Source organism: Kitasatospora sp. NPDC059812, assembly GCF_042732075.1.
Classification (GTDB): Bacteria; Actinomycetota; Actinomycetes; order Streptomycetales; family Streptomycetaceae; genus Kitasatospora.
Genome location: NZ_JBHWIO010000051.1, coordinates 1 through 20,016 on the forward strand (window position 1 = coordinate 1; position 20,016 = coordinate 20,016).

Annotated in this window: 14 protein-coding genes and 2 pseudogenes; 7 read left to right on the top strand and 9 right to left on the bottom strand. The window is 68.8% G+C overall.

Going from position 1 to position 20,016, the window contains the following annotated elements; genetic code table 11:
• Positions 1 to 679: 679 nt before the first annotated feature.
• From ACFV6D_RS23845 to ACFV6D_RS23855, 3 genes are all read right to left on the bottom strand, one after another.
• A complete protein-coding gene (locus tag ACFV6D_RS23845; RefSeq protein ID WP_380561056.1) occupies positions 680 to 2,524 on the bottom strand; it encodes an ABC transporter ATP-binding protein in 1,845 nt (614 codons plus the stop codon).
• A gap of 193 nt (positions 2,525 to 2,717) precedes the next feature.
• Complete coding sequence (locus ACFV6D_RS23850; RefSeq protein ID WP_063352531.1) at positions 2,718 to 2,942, bottom strand: hypothetical protein; 225 nt, start codon at positions 2,940 to 2,942, stop codon at positions 2,718 to 2,720.
• 264 nt (positions 2,943 to 3,206) lie between these two features.
• The gene (locus tag ACFV6D_RS23855) at positions 3,207 to 3,689 is read right to left on the bottom strand and encodes a hypothetical protein (protein ID WP_380561057.1); all 483 of its coding nucleotides are present in this window, start codon (positions 3,687 to 3,689) and stop codon (positions 3,207 to 3,209) included.
• Positions 3,690 to 3,995: 306 nt separating this feature from the next.
• Between ACFV6D_RS23855 and ACFV6D_RS23860 the strand changes: the two are divergent.
• Positions 3,996 to 4,249, top strand: a pseudogene (locus tag ACFV6D_RS23860) (hypothetical protein); the annotation flags it as partial.
• Between the two features lie 150 nt (positions 4,250 to 4,399).
• Positions 4,400 to 5,080 carry a hypothetical protein gene (locus tag ACFV6D_RS23865; protein WP_380561058.1) on the top strand — a complete coding sequence of 227 codons (681 nt, stop codon included), beginning with the start codon at positions 4,400 to 4,402 and terminating at the stop codon, positions 5,078 to 5,080.
• Between the two features lie 115 nt (positions 5,081 to 5,195).
• On the opposite strand, the gene ACFV6D_RS23870 is transcribed toward ACFV6D_RS23865, so the two are convergent.
• The 3 genes from ACFV6D_RS23870 to ACFV6D_RS23880 form a co-directional block, all read right to left on the bottom strand.
• The gene (locus ACFV6D_RS23870) at positions 5,196 to 6,497 is read right to left on the bottom strand and encodes a ParB N-terminal domain-containing protein (RefSeq protein ID WP_380561059.1); all 1,302 of its coding nucleotides are present in this window, start codon (positions 6,495 to 6,497) and stop codon (positions 5,196 to 5,198) included.
• Positions 6,497 to 7,135: a ParA family protein gene (locus ACFV6D_RS23875; protein WP_279634975.1), complete on the bottom strand. Its 639-nt coding sequence runs from the start codon at positions 7,133 to 7,135 to the stop codon at positions 6,497 to 6,499. The genes ACFV6D_RS23870 and ACFV6D_RS23875 overlap by 1 nt, the downstream gene beginning before the upstream one ends.
• A 499-nt stretch (positions 7,136 to 7,634) precedes the next feature.
• Positions 7,635 to 8,633 carry an alpha/beta fold hydrolase gene (locus ACFV6D_RS23880; RefSeq protein WP_380561060.1) on the bottom strand — a complete coding sequence of 333 codons (999 nt, stop codon included), beginning with the start codon at positions 8,631 to 8,633 and terminating at the stop codon, positions 7,635 to 7,637.
• A 226-nt stretch (positions 8,634 to 8,859) separates the two neighbouring features.
• Here ACFV6D_RS23880 and ACFV6D_RS23885 point away from each other — a divergent pair, with 226 nt between their 5' ends.
• Together ACFV6D_RS23885 and ACFV6D_RS23890 are read left to right on the top strand one after the other, a co-directional pair.
• The gene (locus ACFV6D_RS23885) at positions 8,860 to 9,471 is read left to right on the top strand and encodes a TetR/AcrR family transcriptional regulator (protein ID WP_380561061.1); all 612 of its coding nucleotides are present in this window, start codon (positions 8,860 to 8,862) and stop codon (positions 9,469 to 9,471) included.
• 131 nt (positions 9,472 to 9,602) lie between these two features.
• Positions 9,603 to 9,998, top strand: a complete 396-nt coding sequence (locus ACFV6D_RS23890) for a hypothetical protein (protein WP_380561062.1) — start codon at positions 9,603 to 9,605, stop codon at positions 9,996 to 9,998.
• A gap of 285 nt (positions 9,999 to 10,283) precedes the next feature.
• Here ACFV6D_RS23890 and ACFV6D_RS23895 read toward each other — a convergent pair whose 3' ends face one another.
• A complete protein-coding gene (locus ACFV6D_RS23895; RefSeq protein ID WP_380561063.1) occupies positions 10,284 to 11,159 on the bottom strand; it encodes a M4 family metallopeptidase in 876 nt (291 codons plus the stop codon).
• Positions 11,160 to 11,567: 408 nt separating this feature from the next.
• On the opposite strand from ACFV6D_RS23895, the gene ACFV6D_RS23900 reads away from it, so the two are divergent.
• Positions 11,568 to 11,858: a hypothetical protein gene (locus ACFV6D_RS23900; protein WP_380561064.1), complete on the top strand. Its 291-nt coding sequence runs from the start codon at positions 11,568 to 11,570 to the stop codon at positions 11,856 to 11,858.
• A gap of 1,726 nt (positions 11,859 to 13,584) precedes the next feature.
• Here the strand turns inward: ACFV6D_RS23900 and ACFV6D_RS23905 are convergent.
• Positions 13,585 to 13,744 (bottom strand): annotated as a pseudogene (locus tag ACFV6D_RS23905) (IS5/IS1182 family transposase); the annotation flags it as partial.
• A gap of 851 nt (positions 13,745 to 14,595) precedes the next feature.
• A complete protein-coding gene (locus ACFV6D_RS23910) occupies positions 14,596 to 14,877 on the bottom strand; it encodes a hypothetical protein (protein ID WP_380425333.1) in 282 nt (93 codons plus the stop codon).
• A gap of 2,698 nt (positions 14,878 to 17,575) precedes the next feature.
• On the opposite strand from ACFV6D_RS23910, the gene ACFV6D_RS23915 reads away from it, so the two are divergent.
• Together ACFV6D_RS23915 and ACFV6D_RS23920 are read left to right on the top strand one after the other, a co-directional pair.
• Entirely contained in the window at positions 17,576 to 19,081 is a 1,506-nt protein-coding gene (locus ACFV6D_RS23915) for a hypothetical protein (protein WP_380561065.1), read from the top strand.
• 240 nt (positions 19,082 to 19,321) lie between these two features.
• Positions 19,322 to 19,870 carry a hypothetical protein gene (locus tag ACFV6D_RS23920; protein ID WP_380561066.1) on the top strand — a complete coding sequence of 183 codons (549 nt, stop codon included), beginning with the start codon at positions 19,322 to 19,324 and terminating at the stop codon, positions 19,868 to 19,870.
• Positions 19,871 to 20,016: the final 146 nt, after the last annotated feature.

Below are 20,016 nucleotides of genomic sequence, written 5' to 3' on the forward strand. Positions count from 1 at the left end.
ACTCCCATACCAGTGAAGTCAGGATGTTCAAGAGATCACGCAGTGGCCCGCTTTTGATGCGCCGTCCGTGGCCCTAATTTCACCCGTCGACGACAGGTAGTCCGCCGGGAACGAAGTGCCCCACCTACGAGCCGCCTCGTCCCAGTCGACGGGATCGCCGGCTCCGGAGTGCGGCGGCAGAATCCCAGCCAGTCGGGCAACACCCGGGTGCATCAGCAGTGCCTCTCGGAGAGCTCGGACAAGGCCCTGCCGAGCGTTCACATGTGCGCGCGGCCCGTCACCGCGGCCTGAGACACCCTATTGATCACGTCTCCGCGAGGCGAACTCTGTGACCTATTGTCGCCAGCCACAGAACAGAAGCTGAGCCAGAACCCGATTTCCGCGACGAGCCCCGAGACCCCCCCCGGCCCACGGCCCGACCCTCATCGTCACTCCTCGAACGCGAAGATCATCTAGTGCCAGGCGACCGGTACTGCTCAACCGGATTCGCCACGTAGTGCTCCGAACATCGGCAGGCAGGGCGAGAGCCCGCCGGGGCAGCGCCGGTCAGCTGATTTCCGGCGCGGACCTTCTGCTCCCCCAGCGGTACGCCCCAGCCGGGCCCGGCCGAGGCTTCGGCCAGGCCCGCACCGAGGCCTCGGCCAGCACCGTACCGAGATCGGTACGCCCGGGCGACGACTCAGGGGACGGCCTCCACGGACTCGCCCGGCGGGTGGTGCAACCGGTGCAGGCCCGCGTAGACGGAGCTGCGGAGGAGGAGCTCCGTGTGGGTGCCGTGGGCGACGATCCGGCCCTGGTCGAGCAGGACGATCTGGTCGGCGTCGCGAACGGTCAGCAGGTTGTGCGAAATGATGATCGTCGTGCGATCGGCCATGAGCAGACGCAGCGGGCCCATGATCCGTTGGCTCGACTCCGCGTCCAGGGCCGTGGTGGGCTCGTCGAGGATGAGGACGGGGGCGTCCCGGACCATCGCGCGGGCGATCGCGAGGCGCTGGCGCTGGCCGCCGGAGAGCAGCCGGCCGCGCTGGCCGACCAGGGTGTCGTAGCCGTCCGGGAGCCGGGTGATGAACTCGTGGGCGTCCGCCGCCCGGGCCGCCGCCAGGATCTCGGCCTCACTCGCCTCGGGACGCCCGTAGGCGATGTTCTCCCGGACGGTGCCGTGGAAGACCAGGGTCTCCTGGAGCACCACCGCGACGTTCTCGCGCAGGTCGGTGAGGGCGAGGTCGCGCAGGTCGAGGCCGTCGAGCCGTACCGCGCCGTCGTCCGGGTCGTAGAAGCGCAGCAGCAACTTGGCGACGGTGGACTTGCCCGCGCCGCTGGCGCCGACCAGGGCCAGCGTCGCCCCCGGTGCCACCTCGAAGGACACCCCCGCCAGCGCGGGCGCCTCCACCTCCGGGTAACGGAAGGTGACGTCGTCGAACTCGATGCCGCCCCGGGCGCGACCGAGCGACCGGGGGGTGACGGGATCGGTCACCTGTGGACGCTGGTCGAGCAGTTCGATGATCCGCTCGGCGGCGGCGGAGGCCGCGTAGAAGGTGTTGCCGAGTCCGGACATGCTCTGGATCGGGCCGTAGAGCCTGCTCAGCAGGGTGAGGAAGACGATGAGGCCACCGAAGGTGAGCCGGCCGTGCACGAGTTCCCAGGCCCCGAGGCCCATGACCACCAGGCCGCCGAGCAGTTCGACGAAGTCGACCGCCGGCCCGTAGAGCGCTCCGATCCTGGTCGAGGCCATCGCCGCGTGGTACCGGCCGACGCTCTCGCGCTGGAATCGGGCGTGCTCCCAGCCCTGGCGGTTGTACGCCTGGACGAGCGCGATGTTGCCGAGCGTCTCCTCGGCGACCGCGCTGATCGAGCCGCTGCGCTGGCGGCGTTCGCGCGAGGCCGCCCGGATCAGCTTGGCGAAGCGGCGGGCGGTGAGGAAGAACAGCGGCGCGGCGACCAGCGCGACCAGGGTCAGCTCCCAGCGCAGCACCAGCAGCAGGCCGACGTAGATGCCGAGCCTCGCCACCTGGCCGAGCGCGTTGACGATGCCGGAGAGCAGGAAGGTCTCGACCGCGTCCACGTCGCCGGTCACCCGGGACAGCACGTCGCCGAGCCGCCGGCGCTCGAAAAAGCCCAGTGACAGGCCCTGGATGTGCCGGAACACGTCCGACCGCAGGATGAGCAGGAAGCGTTCGCTGACCCAGGTGGAGATCACCCGGCGGGCGAAGCCCAGGACTCCGGAGAGCAGGGTCAGCCCCACATAGGCGAGGGCGATCGGCAGGAACAGGTCCAGCCGGTGCGGAATGAGCATGTCGTCGATGACGATCTTGAACAGCCAGATCTCCATCGCCTCGATCGCCGGGCCCACCGCGACCAGGGCCAGCAGCACCACCAGCCATCGGCGGCCGCCCTTGGTGTAGGGCCAGAACCGCCGGAAGATCGCCTGGAGCGGGACCGGCGGTGCCGCGGCGACCACATCGGAGGTCTCGGCGACCGTGAGCAAGCGTCGCAGAGCCGACCGAAGCCTGTGTTTCCTCGTCATCTCACGGTCTTCTCGCTCGTCCCCGAGCCCAGATCACTCCCGGATTGAGAGGAACTCCCGATCAAAGAGACCCTGCTCCGGGAATGGAAGATCTCCACACGCACGGCCGGCGCGGGGCCGCATGGGGTCACTCCCGGCCGACACGGCAAAGCCGGGCACACGTGCCCGGCCCGCTCTCACAGGGAAGCGATCCTTACCACCGGCCTCCGTAGCCTCCGTAGCCGCCGCGGTCGCCTCCGTAGCCGCCGTAGCCGCCACGGTCGCCACCGAAGTCGCCGCCGAAGTCGTCGTAGCCGCCGTAGCCGCCGTAGCCGCCACCGTCGCCACCGAAGTCGCCGCCGTAGTCGCCACCGCGACCACCGCCGCCCCAGTCGTCACGGAACCGCCCGAAGGACTGGAACTGTCCGAGGAATGACATGATCAACCTTCTTTCGAAGTCCCCCTCGGTCCATCGTCATCCTCACCTCCGCAATGCACAAGCATCGATTGTGCAAAATGTGAAAATTTGATGACTTTTCCGGATTGTCCAACTCGACGGGCGCACGCTTCGACTTCCCGGTCAAGAATCCCCCAAGAAACCGTGCGTGACGAGCCGCCACCCAATCTGCCGATTTCAGGATGAATCATTGCTCCCGAGCAATCATTCGCGTCAGGTAATAGCCATACAGCCGTGCCGAACCACTCACTCCGAGCAGTCAGCCAGGTTGGGCGGCTGCGGGAAGTCCTCCCGGCCGTCCAGCCAGCCGGTGAGCCGCTCGGACAGGGTGAACGGTTCGGGGAAGAGGGAGTGACGCAGGCACCCGCCGTTCGGGTCCCAACCCCACATCCGCCCGTCGGGAGTGCCGAAGTCGACGAGCGACCAGATAGCGCAGCCCCAGGGCAGTAGCGGTACCACCGGTGTCGGATAGTCCGCGCCGTAGCCCTCGCGCCACCCGAGGTACGCCTCCAGTACGGGCGGTTCGTCACGGTACTCGGTGAGCGACAGGGCACCGCCCCAGCGGCCGAATCCGCCATCGGCGACCTCGAGATAGATCCGTCTGAGCAAAGACGGCATCGGGTGCCCCACAACTGCTTCGAGCCCGGACACGGCCTCCGGAGGCGCGGGCGAAGGCCGTTCTCCGGCATTCTGCTCGATGAGCCGCTTGATGATCTCGTCCTCCGTCACAGGGCCTTCGTACCAGACACCACCGACACTGCGGCGCCCCGGCCCGAGCCCGCAGACGGGTCGCTGACGGTACGGCGCGGGGCCCCCGAGGCTCGGCGGGCGTCACGGGGTGCGTCGCAGCGGGTCGGCACCAGAGGCACCCGGCAGCGCCTGACGCAACGCCAACCTGGACCGAGGCGAGTGCGAGGAAGCCCGCCGCGTACAGGATGGGGCGGGGAGGCCCGCCGCCCGGCCGCCACGCCAGGATCGCGGCGAGCACGTACTCGGCAGTCCGACGACGCAGGCCCGCGAGATGTGAGGTGCGGCGCCGAGGTCTCCGAGATCGTCGACCGGACGCCCGCGGCCTGCCGACAACTGGCGTCCTCGGGCCGTCGGCGCATCCGCGCCGCACGGACTCCGGCAGCTCTAACAACTCCGGCCGCCCCGGCCTGGTCACCCAGCACACCGGCGTCACGGTGACCGTGGCCGCGTTCGAAACCACCGGCGTCCGCGTCAGCCGCATCTGGGCCGTCCGCAACCCGGAAAAGCTCCGTGCGTGGACCGGGAACGAACAGACCTGACCGCACGCCGCGGCGGAACGCATCAGTCGACGCAGCGTCAAATCACCTTCTCCACGCGAACTTTCGGGCGGCCGGAACCGCTCTCCGTCACCGCCCGAGTCCGTGACGAGGCCTCCTCCGGAAGCACCGCCGTGGGCTATGGTCGGTCCCATGCTGACGGAGTGGGCCTGGATAGCAGCGAAGCTGGTGACGACTCCCGAGACGAAGATCAAGGTCGTCGACTACGGACACCGGCCGTTCGAAAAGTACGCCGAGGCACGTCGCAACCTCCTGGAGCGCCTTGAGGATGAGAAGTCCTGCCAGGACTTCAAGGACGCCGCGCGCCTCCTGCGGGCGAACCGGAAGGCGACCAGTGTGGTGCACAGCCCGCTCATCTGGCTGATCCACGATCTCCCCGCAGGGGAAGACAGCAAGAGAGCGAGCTACCAGCTCATCAAGAGGCTTGAGCCGAGCCTGACCGAGCAACTCCTGCCCGGCCTGGCGACCTCACAGGTCAGCCAGCACGCCCGCCTGGGCGTTGCTCTGCGGGTGCTCAGCGTCGAAGAGGTCTGCGTTCTGCTGCGCTGCAAGCCGCAGAAGGCGAGAGCCCATACGGAGATCTGGCTGTCCGAGCGACTCCAGATGCGCACCCAGCACGTTGCCCGCCGCGCGGTGTGCCGCAGCCACCGGGACGCCGCCTGCACCGCCTGCCGCGGCGGTGCCCAGTGGGAGTGGGAAGAGCCGTTCCTGGCGAGCGACCTCGTACAGCACCTGCTGTCGTACCGCATGAGGTGCTATCTCCCGTACGACAGGACGCCCGTGCCGCCCGGGACGTACGAAGCCGGACTGTGAGCGGCACCGTTCGGACGGCCGAAGAAGTCCACGCTTCCCTCCCGCAGGCACCGGCGAGGGAAGCCGATCCGGTGCCCGCCCCGTGCGAACGACGGGGCGGGCACCGGAGGACGCGTCAGCTGTTGGTCGTCAGCAGACGGTTGGCCAGGGCGTCGGCGAGGCGGTAGGCCTCGTCGGCCGAGAGGGTGCGGCAGATGGCGTCGGCGAGTTCCTCGACGTCGTGCCAGTCGACATCGCCGAGTTCCGCGGACGGCGTGGCCGACGACTGCTCGGCCGGGGAGGCCTCGGCTCGCTGTTCCGGCATCGGGAGAGGCTCGGAATTTTCCGCGGAAAATCGCTCGGCGCTCGGAGCGGACTCCGTGCTCGAAGCAGACTCGGTGCCCGGAGCCGAAGCAGAGCTCTCACCCGCGCCGGAACTGGCGGGCTTCGACCGGGTAGCCGAGGCCGACGGTTCCGCCGGCGACGGATCCACCGGCGACGGATCCACCGGCGACGGCGTGACCGTGGCCGTGGACGCAGCCGCAGTCACAGCCGCGGTCGCGGTCGCGCTCTCCGCAGGCCCACTCGCGGATGCGACGGGTCGCTGCGGCGCGGGCTGAGGAGTCGCCCCGTCCGCGGAGGCCTGAGCCGCCGCCGCCCGGGCCCCCAGCTTCGCCGCCCGCTTCGCCGCGACGGCGTCGGCGTCGGCCTGGAGCAGCTGCTCCAGCTGCTCCGTCTGCTCGGCCAGGGACATCGCCTCGATGCCCTTGACCGATCCCAGACGGCGGGCGACGTTGATGGAGACGCCCTCCTCGCCCCGCGCCTTGGCCCGCACCTGCCGCTGCAGCTCGGGGTGGAGCTTCAGCAGGTTCTTGCGGTGCGAGATCCAGCTCTGGGACCAGCCCTCCGCCTCGGCGGCCTCCTTGGCGGTGGCGTACTGCGCCACGATGAGCAGGACCGCGTTGGCCTCCTCGATCGGGTCGAAGTCCTTGCGCGCCATGTTCTCGTCGAGCGCCGCACGCAGCAGGGTCGCCTTGGAGTCCGCCACCGAGTCGTCGACGACGACGAGCAGCTGCTCGCGCCCGTACAGCGCGGCAGCGGCCCGGCGCCGGTTGCCGTTGACGATGACCACGTCCTGCGGGCCCGCAGCGAGCAGGCCCTCGTCCTCCGGCCAGAGCCGGAGGTACGCGTCCGGGGTGACGGCGAGGCAGCTCTGCAGCTGGCGGTCCTTGATGCTCGCCAGGTCCGACAGGTCGCCCAGGTCGTCGCGCGGGTTGCGCGGGTTGGGGAGGCAGTTGGCGGTGGGAACCCACCGGGCCGGAGAGTCCGGCCCCGTGGGGACCCACCGGGCCGGAGTTTCCTGGTTGCTGACCACCCCGGGGGCGTCGACGACCGGGTCGGCCGCCATCGAGGCGAAGGAAACACGACGGCCGGCCATCAGCGACCCCCGTATCCGAGCTCGAGGGACAGCCGGAAGAAGTCCTCGCGGGCCCGGTAGGCGGTGCCGCTCTCCTTGTACTGGGTGACGACCGTTCCCTCGGCCACCGCCCGGGAGTGGATCTTGTAACGCCGCAGGACCGTCTTGGCCCGCGGCCATCCCTTCGCGGCGATGTACGCCTCGGTGTCCTCCAGGTCGGCGCGGCCGTCCCGGGGGTCCCAGTTGTTGATGACGACCCGGAAGGGGATGTCCATCGGCTCGATGACCTTCTGGATCGTCCGCGCCGTCGGGTCGAAGCACAATGGCTCGGTGATCATCGGGACCAGGACGTCATCCGCTATCTCCAGAGCACTGCGCAGGATCTCCTCATCGGCCAGGGTGCCCGGCGTGTCGATGAAGATGTGCTCGTACTCGTCCTTCTCGCCGAGGACGTCGAAGGTGCACGCCGCGAGGTTCACCGTGGTCGTGGTCTTGCCGACGCCGCCCTTCTGGTTGGCGATGACGTGGACCTTGGCACCGGTGTTCTTGAGGTGGAGCAGCTGATCGGCCTGGTCGTGCGCCGCCATGAAATCGAAGGGCAGGTTGTCCCCCACCCGCTCCGCCCAGACGACGGCCGATCCCTGAGGGTCAGTGGACACGACAAGTACAGATGGCTTCATGATGTTCCGTTCTCTCCGTGGGCTTCCCGGGCCGCTTGCCCGGTACTGCGGATGCCCGCCGATCAAAGCCGGTGACGGCGGACTGGAACAGCATTCCAGATGATCAGGCCTGATGCCGACACGACCCGCGTGTCATGAAGCACAATGTCCGTTTCTCTGAGCCCCTGATTTCCGAGAACCCCCGGATATCCCCGGCGACCCGGCCCCGAATCCCGTCATCGCGAGAGAGCGTGACGCACGGGCAGCGGCATAGGGACGGCACCGCCACCGGGACGCATTCGCCTTCACCGGCCGCCCCGAACAGCCGTGCGCCCCCGCGCAGCCCTGGCGTATGGAACACCTCCCTGCCGTTTCCTGACAGTTCAACAGATCACCGCGGTTCGCTATATCCGGCGGCGTGAGCCCTGATCAAGAAACGGCAAAGGCATCACTGCTCCGCGCAGGCCAGAAAGAAGCCCCTCCCCCGCCAGCACGGGGGTCAGTCACAGGCCGGGGTGGTGGGACCGACGCGTGCCGTGGGGGCGTCCTCTGCGCCCTCCCCGTCCCGGTACGGGGCCAGGAACGCGGTCAGGGCGGCCAGCATCGCCTGTGGGGCCTCCTCGGCCGGGTAGTGGCCGCAGTCGGGGAGGACGAGGCCCTGCACGTCGTCGGCGGCGAGCTCCATCGTCTCGCCGACGGAGGCACCGAGGTTCTCCGCTCCTCCGATCGCCAGGACGGGCAGGGTCAGCCGTCGAGTCCTGCGCTCCTGGTTCTGAGCGATGGTCGTGTCGAGTCCGCGGTAGAACTCGAAGCTGGCCCGCAGGGCTTCCGGGTCGGCGGCGAGGGTGTCGACGTAGTGCTGGACGGCGTAGTCGGGCAGTGCCTTCGCGGACTTCGTGGCGAACTGGTGGCCGAAGTAGAGGTGTTCGCGCCCGCTGACCAACTTTTCGTTGACGTCGGCGAGGCGGTTGAAGGCGAAGTGCCAGAGGCGGTCGTTGACTTCCCGGCTGCCGAGGAGGGGCGGCGCGGGGGACAACCCCGGGATCGCGGCCTCGGCGACGGCCAGGCGGTCGAGCCGGTCGGGGTGGTCTGCGGCCAGGGCGTAACCGGTCCACATCCCGACGTCGTGGCCGACCAGGGCGAACCGCCGGTGCCCGAGCGCGTCCATCAGCGCCACCAGGTCGCGGGCGAGCGTGCCGGTGTCGTACCCGCCCAGGGGTTTGTCGGACAGCCCGACGCCGCGCGGGTCGACCGCGACGACCTGGAAGTCCTGTGCCAGCGCCGGCATCAGGAGGCGCCAGGCGTACCACGTCTGGGGCCAGCCGGCGACCAGCAGCAGCGCAGGCCCTTCGCCGCCGGTGACGGCGTGCAGGCGCAGTTCGCCGGTGTCGACGTAGCGGCTGGTGAAGGTGTCGGTGAAGCCGGCCGGGAGGTTCGGCACCCGGGAGACGGAACCGCGGCCTTCGGGCCTGGGCGGGCGGGTCGGCGACAGACTCATGATCATCCTTCGGAGGCACAGGGTTGACGGGTTCGCCGAGACGGCGGGAACCGCCCGGTTCGACTGGCGGCCGGCCGCCGGCAGGCCTTCGGGTCCGGGAACCGCCTGCCTGCACGCTAGCCATCTTGGACTGATCAGTCAAAGATGAACTGACCGATCGGTCCAAGATGCGGGTAGGCTCGCCGCAGAGACGTGGGACAGCAGAGAAGCAGGAGAGGTGCACGCCGTGTCCGGCCGGAAGCAGTTCGATATCAGCGCGGCACTGGACCAGGCCATGCAGGTGTTCTGGCAGCGCGGGTACGCCGACGCCTCACTCGATGCCCTCGGTTCGGCCACCGGCCTGGGCCGCGGCTCCCTCTACGGCGCCTTCGGCAACAAGGACGCCCTCTTCGGCCAGTGCCTCGACCGCTACGCGTCCATCTACGGCACGCAGTACGAGCAGGCGCTCGCGGCGCACCCCGGTGATCCGGTGCGCGCGGTCGAGGCGTTCCTCGGCGTCGTCCTGGACCGCATCGCTGACCCGTCGGTCCCCGCCGGGTGCCTCATCGCCCAGTCCGCCGCACAGTCGTCGACGCTGAAGGAGGAGAACAACGCGCAGGTGCGCCGTCTGCTCGACGCGCAGCGCCAACGGGTGCGCACAGCACTGGCGGACTCCTCGGCCGACCCCCGGACGCTCGACGAACTCGCCGTATTCGTCGTCGCCGTCACCCAGTCGCTGGCCGTACTGAGCCGGGCAGGCACCCCCGACGCCGAACTGCGCTCCGTGGCCCGGCTCGCTTGCACGACGGTGGCCGACGCCCTCGCCCGGTCGGCACCCGAGGACGTTGCCCACGGCTGACCAGCGTGCAGGACGAATGCAACACCCCCACCATCGACTTCCCGACGCTACGACGGCCCGGTCACGGGCCCGGCCGCAGGGCAAACACGGCGTCGAACTGACCGAGCTCTACCGGGCATTGGAGAAGCACCATGCACCCCTGCGCAGCGCCTGAGGCCCGGCCGAGGCGGGCGGCGTGGGCGGCGTGGGCGGCCCCGGTGCTGGTCAACGTCGCGCTGGGGTTGGCCGCCATGGTCCCGCTGATGTTCACGCTGGTGTTCTTCCTCAACTACCCGCTGGTCTGGCTCGGGCTCGGGCAGCGCGAACCCACCGAGAACGACGGCCCGATGGTGTGGGTGGTGGCCGGCGTCGTCGTCTGGACGGTCTTCGGCCTGCTGTGGTGGCTGGTCAACCTCGGGCTCCGCAGCCTGACCGGCCTACGGGGCCGGCGTTACTGGTGGGTGAGTGCCGGACTGCTCCTGGTACCCACGGTCGTCTTCTCCCCGTTGCCCGCCGGCCCCTGGACCGTGCTGCGCTGGCTGGCCTGACCGGTCCGTCCCCGGCCCCTCCCCCAACCGCGCCGGCACCTGTGCCCGTGCTGCAGCCGACAGCCTTGCAGGACTTCCTCAACCGGCAGGGCGTCCAACGGCCATGGTCCTGGCGCGCCGCCACCCACACCCCGGGGGCTGACTTGATCGTTCTCGAAGCCACCGGGGTGACCCCGGCCGAGGGAAACCCAGCGACGCGGCGGAGGACGCCGAACGGCTCGGCGCGTTCTTCCGGCGGAGCCCTGTCCTGTGGGCCCGCCGGACAACCTGTTGGTGAGGAAGGGGTCAGAGGACGCCGACCGACTTCCAGACGTTGTTGACGGCGTCCAGTTCGGTCCCAGTGCCGTAGAGGTCCTCGGCGATGGTCGCGGTCAGTTTGGCGAAGTCGGCGAACGTGGCGTCGGCGGCGAGCTTGCCGCCGGTCGCGGCGTCGTACCAGATCCGGCCGGCCTTCTCCCAGGCGTTTCCGCCGATGGCGGTGGCGGCGAGGTGGAAAGCGCGGTTGGGGATACCCGAGTTGAGGTGCACCCCGCCGTTGTCCTGCTGGGTCTCGATGTAGCCGCCCATGTGGGCCTGCTGGGGGTCCTTGCCCAGCCGGGGATCGTCGTAGGCGGTGCCGGGTGCGGCCAGCGAGCGCAGCGCCTTGGCCTTGAGACCAGGGGAGAGCATTCCGGCGCCGAGGAGCCAGTCGGCCCGGTCGGCGCTCTGGCCGAGCGAGTACTGCTTGACGAGGGAGGCGAAGACGTCGCTGATGGACTCGGAGAGCGCCCCCGACTGACCGAAGTACATGAGCTGCGGGTTCAGGATCTGCCCGCTCACGCTGGCCGCGACGACGTCGAGGAGGTCGCGTGGACGCAGCTGGACGAACTCGCCGGCGCCGTCGCCGAGAACCAGCCGCCCGCCCTTCCAGAACACGTTGGCGAACTTGTCACCGTAGTGGACGGTCGCCCGAAGTGGGCCGCCCTCGCCGTCGAGGGAGTTCCTGCCGTACGCGGTGAGGAAGAAGTCGAAGGTGGTGCCGAGCGCGTCGTAGACGCTGTTGACCAGTTCGTCCTTGCTCGCAGCCTCGCCCTCGGAGCGCACCAGGGCGCCCGGGAGGCTCTTCTTGTTCCTGGCGTCGTAGATCTCACGGCGGACCACGGGTGTGTCTTCTGCATTCATACGATTCAGCATGATCACCGGCCGCCCGGCTGCGGCGCTTTCAACAATTCCGCGCCGTGACCTGGGTATTCGTGATAAACGCCGAGGCTGACTGACCCCGACCGACGGGGGCTGACCATCCCACCCGGAGAGCCCACCGGACGGACACGTGTCCGTGCAACCTCTACGGCTTCCCCTTCCGCCCCTGACGCCTCCGCAGGCCTGCTCTTCGCCCTCTCCCTACCGCTTCTGCTGACGGTACGAATACGTCCCCTCGGAGCACGCGGCAAGGACGCTCCACAACCCGGCAGCGCGCGCACCGACCTCCTCGACGGGCTGCGCCACATCCGTCGCCACCGCCTCATCGGCACGCTCGTCGCCGCCGGAGCCGTCTGCGAACTCGGCCTCACCGGCACCCTCAACGTCGGCATGGTGCCGCTCAACGCCGAACGCGGCTGGGAGCCTTCCGGCTACAGCTGGATCCGTGCTCGCCGGGTCACCTCCGTCGTCATGCTCACCACGGTCGGCCTCGCGCCCCTGTGCTACCCGCTGGTCGGCGCCGCCATCGCCCTAGCCTCCGTCTCGGTCCGGCACGCCGAACTTCTCGCGCAGGCAGCGGAGTTCGGCCGGTGCCCGGCACCGCACTCGCCACGGTCATGTCGCGCCCGACGGCCAGACACCTGCAACTGGCTTTCACGGCGGGCCTCGTGCGGGATGTGATGACACACCACATCGCGGGCCCTTCAACCAGATAGTGGGCAACACCGAAGACCAGTCCGCCCAGTTCAGGTGTTGCGTTCCCAATGCCTGAGCAGGACTCCCACAAAGGGCTTGCAGTTCAACCGAGTTCCGCTCGGTCGATGAGATCTACGGATCAACTACCTTGAGATGAAAGTGAATTGGTGAACTGCCTGGCTCGATGTGATCGCAGTCATCGTGATGCAGCATCGTCCGGGCGACGGCGTGGAGCCAAGTAGCGACGCTCGACCAGCCGGCGAGGTAGGCCGAGTCGTAGGCAGCCCTCCGAGGTGGTTGTGCCACAGGCCGAGCTCGTCGCCGTCGCGGCTGGCAAACGAGGTCCGCCGCGCTCCCCACCACGGGTCGTCCTGCTGGTTCGGATCGTCGGCGTCCCAGACCCTCTCCGTGGAGTACAGGGGCCGCACGGAAGGACAGCGATGTAGGCGTCGTCTCCGTCGTGGCACAGCAGCGACTCGCGCAGATCGGCGGGGATCTCGAACCCGAGCCGCTCCTCGGTACGCCCGACGGCTTCGGGCGATGCGGGCGAGCGAAGCTCGGCAGGCTGGCCGGTACGTTCTTCGCCAGCCAAGCGTCGATGAGGTTCCAGGACTCGGTCACCGACTCACAGAGTCCCGTGACACCACGACGACGGGAGTCATCCCCGCGCACCGGGCTCCCGTCCGCGCGAGGCGTCCGGCTCTGGTGGACGGCGCTCCGCCACTCCCCCAGGCCGCGTCCTGCCCTCTCCCCCACATCCGGACTCGTCGGGTCGATCACCCGGACACGTCGCGAAGTCTCGGCCGTCGGCGTGGCTCACCTCAGCCACCGCATCCGCACCGCTCATCCGGACCGCCTCCTCCCTTATGCATACAAACTAAATACCGAAGGGCCCGGCCCCCGTCGGAAGGCTGCGGGTCGACATGCCCAGCGCCACGTCGCCCGAAAGCAGCTCCGTATCGAGATTTGTTTATTAGTGGTCTTCTGATGTCTTTTGTGTTCAGGCCCTTGAACGTGAAGTGGCCTACGGCATGCAAATCGCCTCTGACCGCTGAGGAGTCGGCTCCCGAGGCCTCGAAGAGGCCACTCGCTCTCACACCCACGCCGGACGGGTGCCGAACATCGCGCTCGCTTCTCCTTCCGCCGGAAGCCTGCCCCCCGGCTCCGCCGTCTCCTGGCCGGCCAGCTCGACCTCAGGCGTACCGCAGCCCGCCGCGGCAGCGCGGCAAGTTGGACCTTCACCCTCTGCCCTTCCCCTCCGGTCCTCCGCCTCACGGTAGGCCAGGGTTCGTGGCAGCACCGAGATACCGGCCGTCGGCGCCATCGCCAGGCTGACCACGGCTGCCGCCGCCGTTGGAAAGCCCGTCACGAGGCATCCGCTTCAGTGGCTACGGCGATGACGAGCACTACTTCGCCGGGGAGCTGGCCTTCGCCGACGCGAATGCAATCCTCGCCATGCTGCGGGAGCTGTGCCCGCACCAAGCTGACGGAGCTGCCTGCCGGTGCAGATACGGAGTCTGGCGTACCGGCTCGTACCTCTGCCACGGCCGGGCGAGCCGGCACTGATGCGGAAGGCAACGCAGAGCCCTGTGGCTGCACTACCCAGGTTGGGACGACATCGCGACGGGCCTGACCGAACGGGCCCACGTCCTGAAATCGAACCGACCCTCGACCTGGGCCACAGGCGGATCTAGGACACCGAGCCGATTTCGACCGTGCGCTCGACCTCGTTCCGGCGCTTGCACATCTCCTTGTCGAAGCCCGGCCAATCTCCTCAGCTGCCTCGTCGCCGACGGTTGGCCCGCTGATCCTGCTTCTCCGGAATGGTGTGCTTGAATCTGGCGCCTTCGCAGGTAGCGACAGTTGCCGCGGCAGTCGGGGGTGTGCGCGGATGACATGCCGGGGCCCTTGACCCCAATGCGTTCGACGACCGGCATCAGCTGTGGCCCGCTGCCCCACTGGCCGGGTTCTCTCCGAGGTATGAGCCGTACGGTCGAGATCGGGAGGTGGCGGTCCTGTCCCGGTGAGCACTTCCGGGACCATCGGTCCGGTCGGATACGAGCTGCTGGTTCGATCGTGAAGGCAGAGGCACCGTAGAGCAGGTCAAACGGCGGACGTAGAGGTGGCGAACTCGACGCCGCCGTGGATGTCCAGAGCATCGCTTTGGCCGATGGCGCATCGGATTTTCCGCGGAAAATTCAGAGTCCCTCGACGAAGGCCCATGGATCGGCCGTCCCCGGCATCGTCCGTTGCCAGCCTCTTCCGTTGCCATTGCCGTGGGCACGATGGATGTCCGTCGAGAACTCTGGCCGGCCTTCGCGGAGAAGCTCGGAAGAGCCAGCCCGGACGGCATGGATCGGCGGCACGGAAGCCCCTTGATGAGCCGGAACCCGAACCCGGGTCCAAGCCGTGGCTGTGCAGCACGTGAGCGTGCGCTTTCCAGTCGGCTGGTCCGGATGCTGATGCTGCTCCCCCATCGAAGCCCTCGAATTTTCTGCGGAAAATCCGTCGGCTGACTGCTAGACAGATCGGGCTCCGATTGGCGCGAGCGCTGTGCGCCGGTTCCCAGCAAGCGGCCCCCGCCCTCGCGGCACAAGAATTGCCGACGGCTTCGACTCCCCTGCGGTCTCCTACGGGGGAGCGCCTATCACGGCACGTGGGGGTGGTTCCTCTCCCCCACTGAGGCACGCTGTGAAAGCGATCAAGCCGATCGCCTGATACGTCACAACCCCTGGATGACTTCGCCCAAGTCGGGACCGTAGGCGGCCCAGCAGATGACTGAGCCGTCGGAGTCGAGCTCGCCCATGTACCAGTCGTCGTCCGCTCGCACGAGGCACAGGCCGTGGAGGGACAGGATGACGTCGGGTCGGAGTGAGACATAGTCCGCGCGGCCGTGCTCCTCGACCACGACCAGTCGTTCGAGGGTGAGCAGGGCGGCTTCAGGATCCTCTGATGCGGAGCGCACTCGCTCGATCGTCCAGCCGTCGGGCAGTCCATCGTTCACCGCCACATGATCGCAGCGGGGGGCGTTTCGCAGCTACTCGGATATGGCGGCGATCAACGCGGTTGCCTCGTAGCGGACAGCCAACTCGTCGTACCCCGTCGCCGCCGCCGAGCTTCTTTCGGCTACGGATCTGGTAGGTCTTCTCCAGGATGGTGCGCCGGATGCCGCGCCTGCACAGGTAGGCCGGTTCGCCGGAGTCGTAGAGCCTGTCGACGCGGGCCGTGGCAGGACGCGTACCCAGTCATCCGCTACCGAGGCGAAGAGCAACAGCGGCCTTGCCCCTGCCCGACCGCCGACGAATTTTCTGCGGAAAATCACCGAGCCGCGACCCCCTGGCCCCGGACACAGTCATGCCGTCCAAAGCTCGCTGCGCGACGACTACCCACCTGCCCACGCCGGGCGCAGGAGCACCCACCGCACAGGTTCTGGTAGGCGACGCCGATGGACACTGCCACGATGACGAACATTCATCGTGGGCCACACCCATCCAGTCCGAGGTAGACGCGCCGTTCCTCCATGCTGAATCAGTCACTTCAACAGCTCCCCCACACACGACTGAGCCCCCGTCACAACTGCAGGCCAATGATGCGACTCGCAGGCCCGCCCCACACGGTCCGGCCGAGCAAGCCCGCAGGATCGTTCGCCAGCCAGCCGGGTGCCAGTCCCTTCGGACTGCGGTGGACCGCGCTGCGAAATTTTCCGCAGAAAATTCGGCGGACCTCAGGTAGGGCGCTGGGGTGGCCCGGGGAATTGCTGGATCCTCCCTGATGACGCGACGCGCCCTCCGAGGCTCGCGGCGCGACGATTGCCTGCCTGCGCCAAGCGAAGAAGCGCCATCTGGTAGACGACGCCGACGGGCGCTGCAGAATGACGGCCGTCCATCCCGAGCCATACCCGTCCAGGTCGAGACAGACGCGCCATCTACTTCAGGCTGGATCAGTCGCCTCAACGACTCCCCCACACGTGGCTGAGTGCCCATCACGACCGCGGGCCGATGGCACGGCTCCACCAGAAAGGACCGACAGGTCTGCCCAGGATCGCCCTCGGGGTCGTTCGCCAGCCGGCCGAGTGCCGCTCTCTTCGGATCGCGGTGGACCAGGAAGCCGGACTACAGAACCGCGTCCCGAAATTTTCCGCAGAAAATTCGGGGCCTCAGAAAGGACACTGAGACGGCCTGGGGAATTGATCGACTCCCCGTGATGACGTCACACGCCGTCCGGACCCCACTCCACCGGCGCGTGTCCGCCGTGCTGTGCCAACGGCAGAAAACGTGCGATTCTATGAGACCGACGGCCGCCAGGGCGCACAGCTGCTCTGCCCATCATCCGCCGGCGGGGCAAGAAGCGGCAGAAGCTTCTGTCCCACGACTGTCCTGAGCATGGAGAATTTTCTGCGGAAAATCGCCTGCTCCGAGCTCACTGCACGGCGATGGCCCACCGCACTGACTCTGGTAGGCCACGACGGCGGGCGCTGCCAGGATGACGACCATCCATCCTGAACCGCGCCCGTCCAGGTCGGAACACACATCCCGTTTCCTCGCCACCGAACCGGCAGCTTCGACAGTTCCCTCACACAGCTGAGCCCCACCACAACCGCAAGCCGATACCGGGGCCCTCCGTCGGAAAGGACCGACACGGTCTGCTCGGGCTCGCCCTCGGGGTCGTTCGCCAGCCAGCCGAGTGCCGCTCCCTCAGACCGCCATGGACCAGACAGCCGGACTGCTGAACCACACCACGAAATTTTCCGCAGAAAATTCGGGGGTCTCAAAGAGAACACCGGGACGACCTGGGGGACTGACAGGTTCCCCGTGATGACGTCACACGCCGTCCGGACCCCACTCCAATGGCGCGTGTCCGCCGTACTGTGCAACGGCAGAGAGCGTGCGAATCCACCAGCCCGATGACAGCCAGGACACACAGCTGCTCTGCCCATCATCCGCCGCCGGGGCAAGAAGCGGCAGGAGCTTGTGCCCCTTGGCTGCTGTCCTGGACATGGAGAATTTTCTGCGGAAAATCGCCTGCTCTGAGCTCACTGCGCGGCGATTGCCCGCAGGCCCGCACCGAGGGCAGGAGCGCCCACCGCACTGGTTCTGGTAGCCGACGCCGGCGGGCGTTGCCAGGATGACGACCATCCATCCTGAACCGCGCCGTCCGGGTCGAGACAGACATCCCGTTTCCTCCTCCGCCAAACCGGCCGCTTCGACAGCCCGGACTGCTGAACCGCATCTCGGAATTTTCCGCAGAAAATTCGGAGCCTCAGAGAGGACACCGGGACGGCCCGGGGGATTGATCGGCTTCCCGTGACTCACTCGGGACGGCCCTCCGGATGCTCATCACCACGAGCCCCCGCCTCGCCCGCGCCGTCGAGAACGACTGCCCCAGGCCGTGTCAGTCGACCTGATCCACTGCGGCCGAAGCACGACCGAAGGTCCGCCAGCGGGCCTCCGATTCCGCAGCGCCCAGTCCGAAGGCGCAGAATTTTCCGCGGAAAATTCAGCGGTGGAGAGCTGAGCCAGCGGGGGAGCGGCAGCCCGATCCAGATGACACGTCGGCCCCACTCGCTCACTGCCTCCTGAATTTTCCGCGGAAAATTCAGGAGGCAGCAAATGGTCGATCAAAGTCGGCAGCTTCGGTTCGGTGGGCCGTCAGGTTCAGCGAACCCGTCGACACGGTGCCGTACCCACTGCCACGATGTCCCGATGTCCTCCTCTCTTCTCGCGGAACCGTGGCTGCGAGGCGTCGCGGCCAACCGGGCTGCGCCGTCCGAGGTTCTGCTGCGTCTACTGGCCCCGCAGGGGCGGGCGGTCTGGACGGCCCTCTGCCAGGAACGTGCCCTTCCCCCAGAGGTCGTCGAGGCGGTGCTCGCACACCCCAAGCAGACGGTCCGCCGCGCCTTCGCCCGCAACCGGCACGCTGCTCCCGAACAGCGCGGCCGGCTGGTCGACGACCCCGATGCCTTCGTCCGCGCGAGCCTTGCCGCAGGTCCGCGCCCGCGCCTGAGCAGGGCCGAGCCGTTGCCCGACGACGTCCTGGAAATCCTGCTGACCACCCGCGACGAACACCACCGGGACCAGATGCTCAGCGCAGACGAGATCCGGCAGGAGCTGGCGTTCTCCGGGCAGATCCGTGCATCGTTCCACCACAGGATGCTCGACCACCCGAACCCCGTACTTCGGGCCCAGGCCGCCAGCCTGTGGCTGTGGCTGACTCCCGGCCAACGCGACGCGCTCCTGGCCGACCCGGATCCCACCGTCGCGGAGGCCGCCCGTGACCACCGCCGGATCCTGGACCCGGCGGCGATGGAAGCGGAGCTGCCGGAACGCGACTGCCACGCCCGGAATCTTCTGCTCATCAGCTACGCCGTCTCCCACGCCGTGGCCGAGCAGTGCCTCGCCGAACGGCGCGACCTGTGGTCGCTTGCCCGCAACCCCCACACGCCCGGCGACATCGTCGCCCGCCTCGCCCACGACCCCGATCCGGACGTGCGCAAGCAGGTGGCCGCCAGAGCCGACCTGGACCCGCCACTCCTGGCGGAACTGGCCCAGGACCCGGACAGCGCCGTACGGGCCCGGGCCCAGCTGCACCCACTGCCGCGGACCTGGCCGCAGCGCGCCGCCATCGACTGGGTCTTCGGCCACGCCGTCGAGAACGTCGGTGCTGTCGGCGAGATGTTCGTCGAGCCGGGGACAAGCTGGTACGAGGCGTGCGCCGCGTCCGCGGATCCTCAGCTGCGCCGAGTCGCCGCGACCTGCCCCCTGCTGTCGGCGGAGCTGGTGCACCGTCTGGCCGAGGACGCCGACGCGGACGTGCGCCATCTGTTGGCCTTCAACCACCCGCTGGCACCGCCCGCACTCGTTCTCGACGCCTTCATCGCCGCACCGCGCCAGCGGCCCTACCTGCTCACGCTGCCCCGTCTACCCCGCACCGGCCTGGACCACCTGCTCGACCACGACGACCCGGACGTCCGCGCTCTGGCCGCCTCCGACGCCGGCCTGGCCCAGCCGCCCGTCCACCTGCTCGCCGACCCCGAACCCAGCGTCCGTCAAGCCGCGGCAGCCAATCCGCGCCTTCCCCTCGACCTGGTCTCGGCCCTGCTGAACGACCCGGAGCACGCGGAAGGAGCCGCAGCCAATCCGAATCTGGCCGCTGACCGCCTCCACGAGTTGCTCGACCTCTGCGAACTGCCCGGAGCCGCAACCCGGTGAGGCGCCGACGGCCGCAAGGTTTCAGTGGCCGCTCCCGATGCTCATGAGGCGGAGTAGCAGCATTGCGGCAGCATCCGAACTACGTGCCGTCGCCTTAGGCGAACGCGTGGGCGACGAGCGAACTGGCGTGCCCGTGGCCAAGTCCATAGCCGGGGGCGGCGGCCCGGGGGCGCCCGGCTAGGCTGAAGCGGCACGTCAACGGTCGTGGGAGGCCGGGGACGGTCCTGAACGAGGGGGAGCATGAGCGAGCTCGACGACCTGCGGATGCGCCTGGCGGCACTGGAGACGGAGGTCGACCGGCTTCGGAAGGAGTCCGCCGCGTCGCGCACGGGGGCGGCGATGGCCGGCCGGGGCGGTGCGAAGGCAGCGAGAGCCGCGAAGTCACATACGTCGCCGCGCGGCCGCGCCCAGGTGGAGGACGAGACCAGCACGGGGGAGAGGCCGGGGGAGAGGGAGGCCGAGACTGGTCAGGCGATGACCTGTCTCGCCGAGGCGCTCGGTGTCCTGGGCGCCGGGCGGGTCCGCCAGGTCGAGGTCCCACAGACCCAAGTCCTCCGGGCCCGAGTCCTCCAGAGCGAAACCCTACGGATCCAAACGCCGCAGGCCGAAACGCTGCGAGCCGAAAAGCCGCGGGTCGAAGGCCGGCAGACCGAGGTTCCTCAGGCCCTCACCCCGGCCCTGGAGCCCGAGGACCGCACGCTCCCGCAGCACGGCCGGTTCCTGGACAGCCTCTTGGCGGGGCAGTCGGCCCTCTTCGAGGAGCAGCACCACCCGGACACCGAGCCGTAACCGCCGGAGCCGGACGAGCAACAGCAGCTGCCGTCTGATCAAAACGGCGGGGGGGGGCCAGGTCCCCCCCCGCACAACGTCCCGCCGGCGGACCCGGTTACCCACTAAGCGCTGACCCCCCCCGCGCCGGGCCGCCCGCCGGCCCC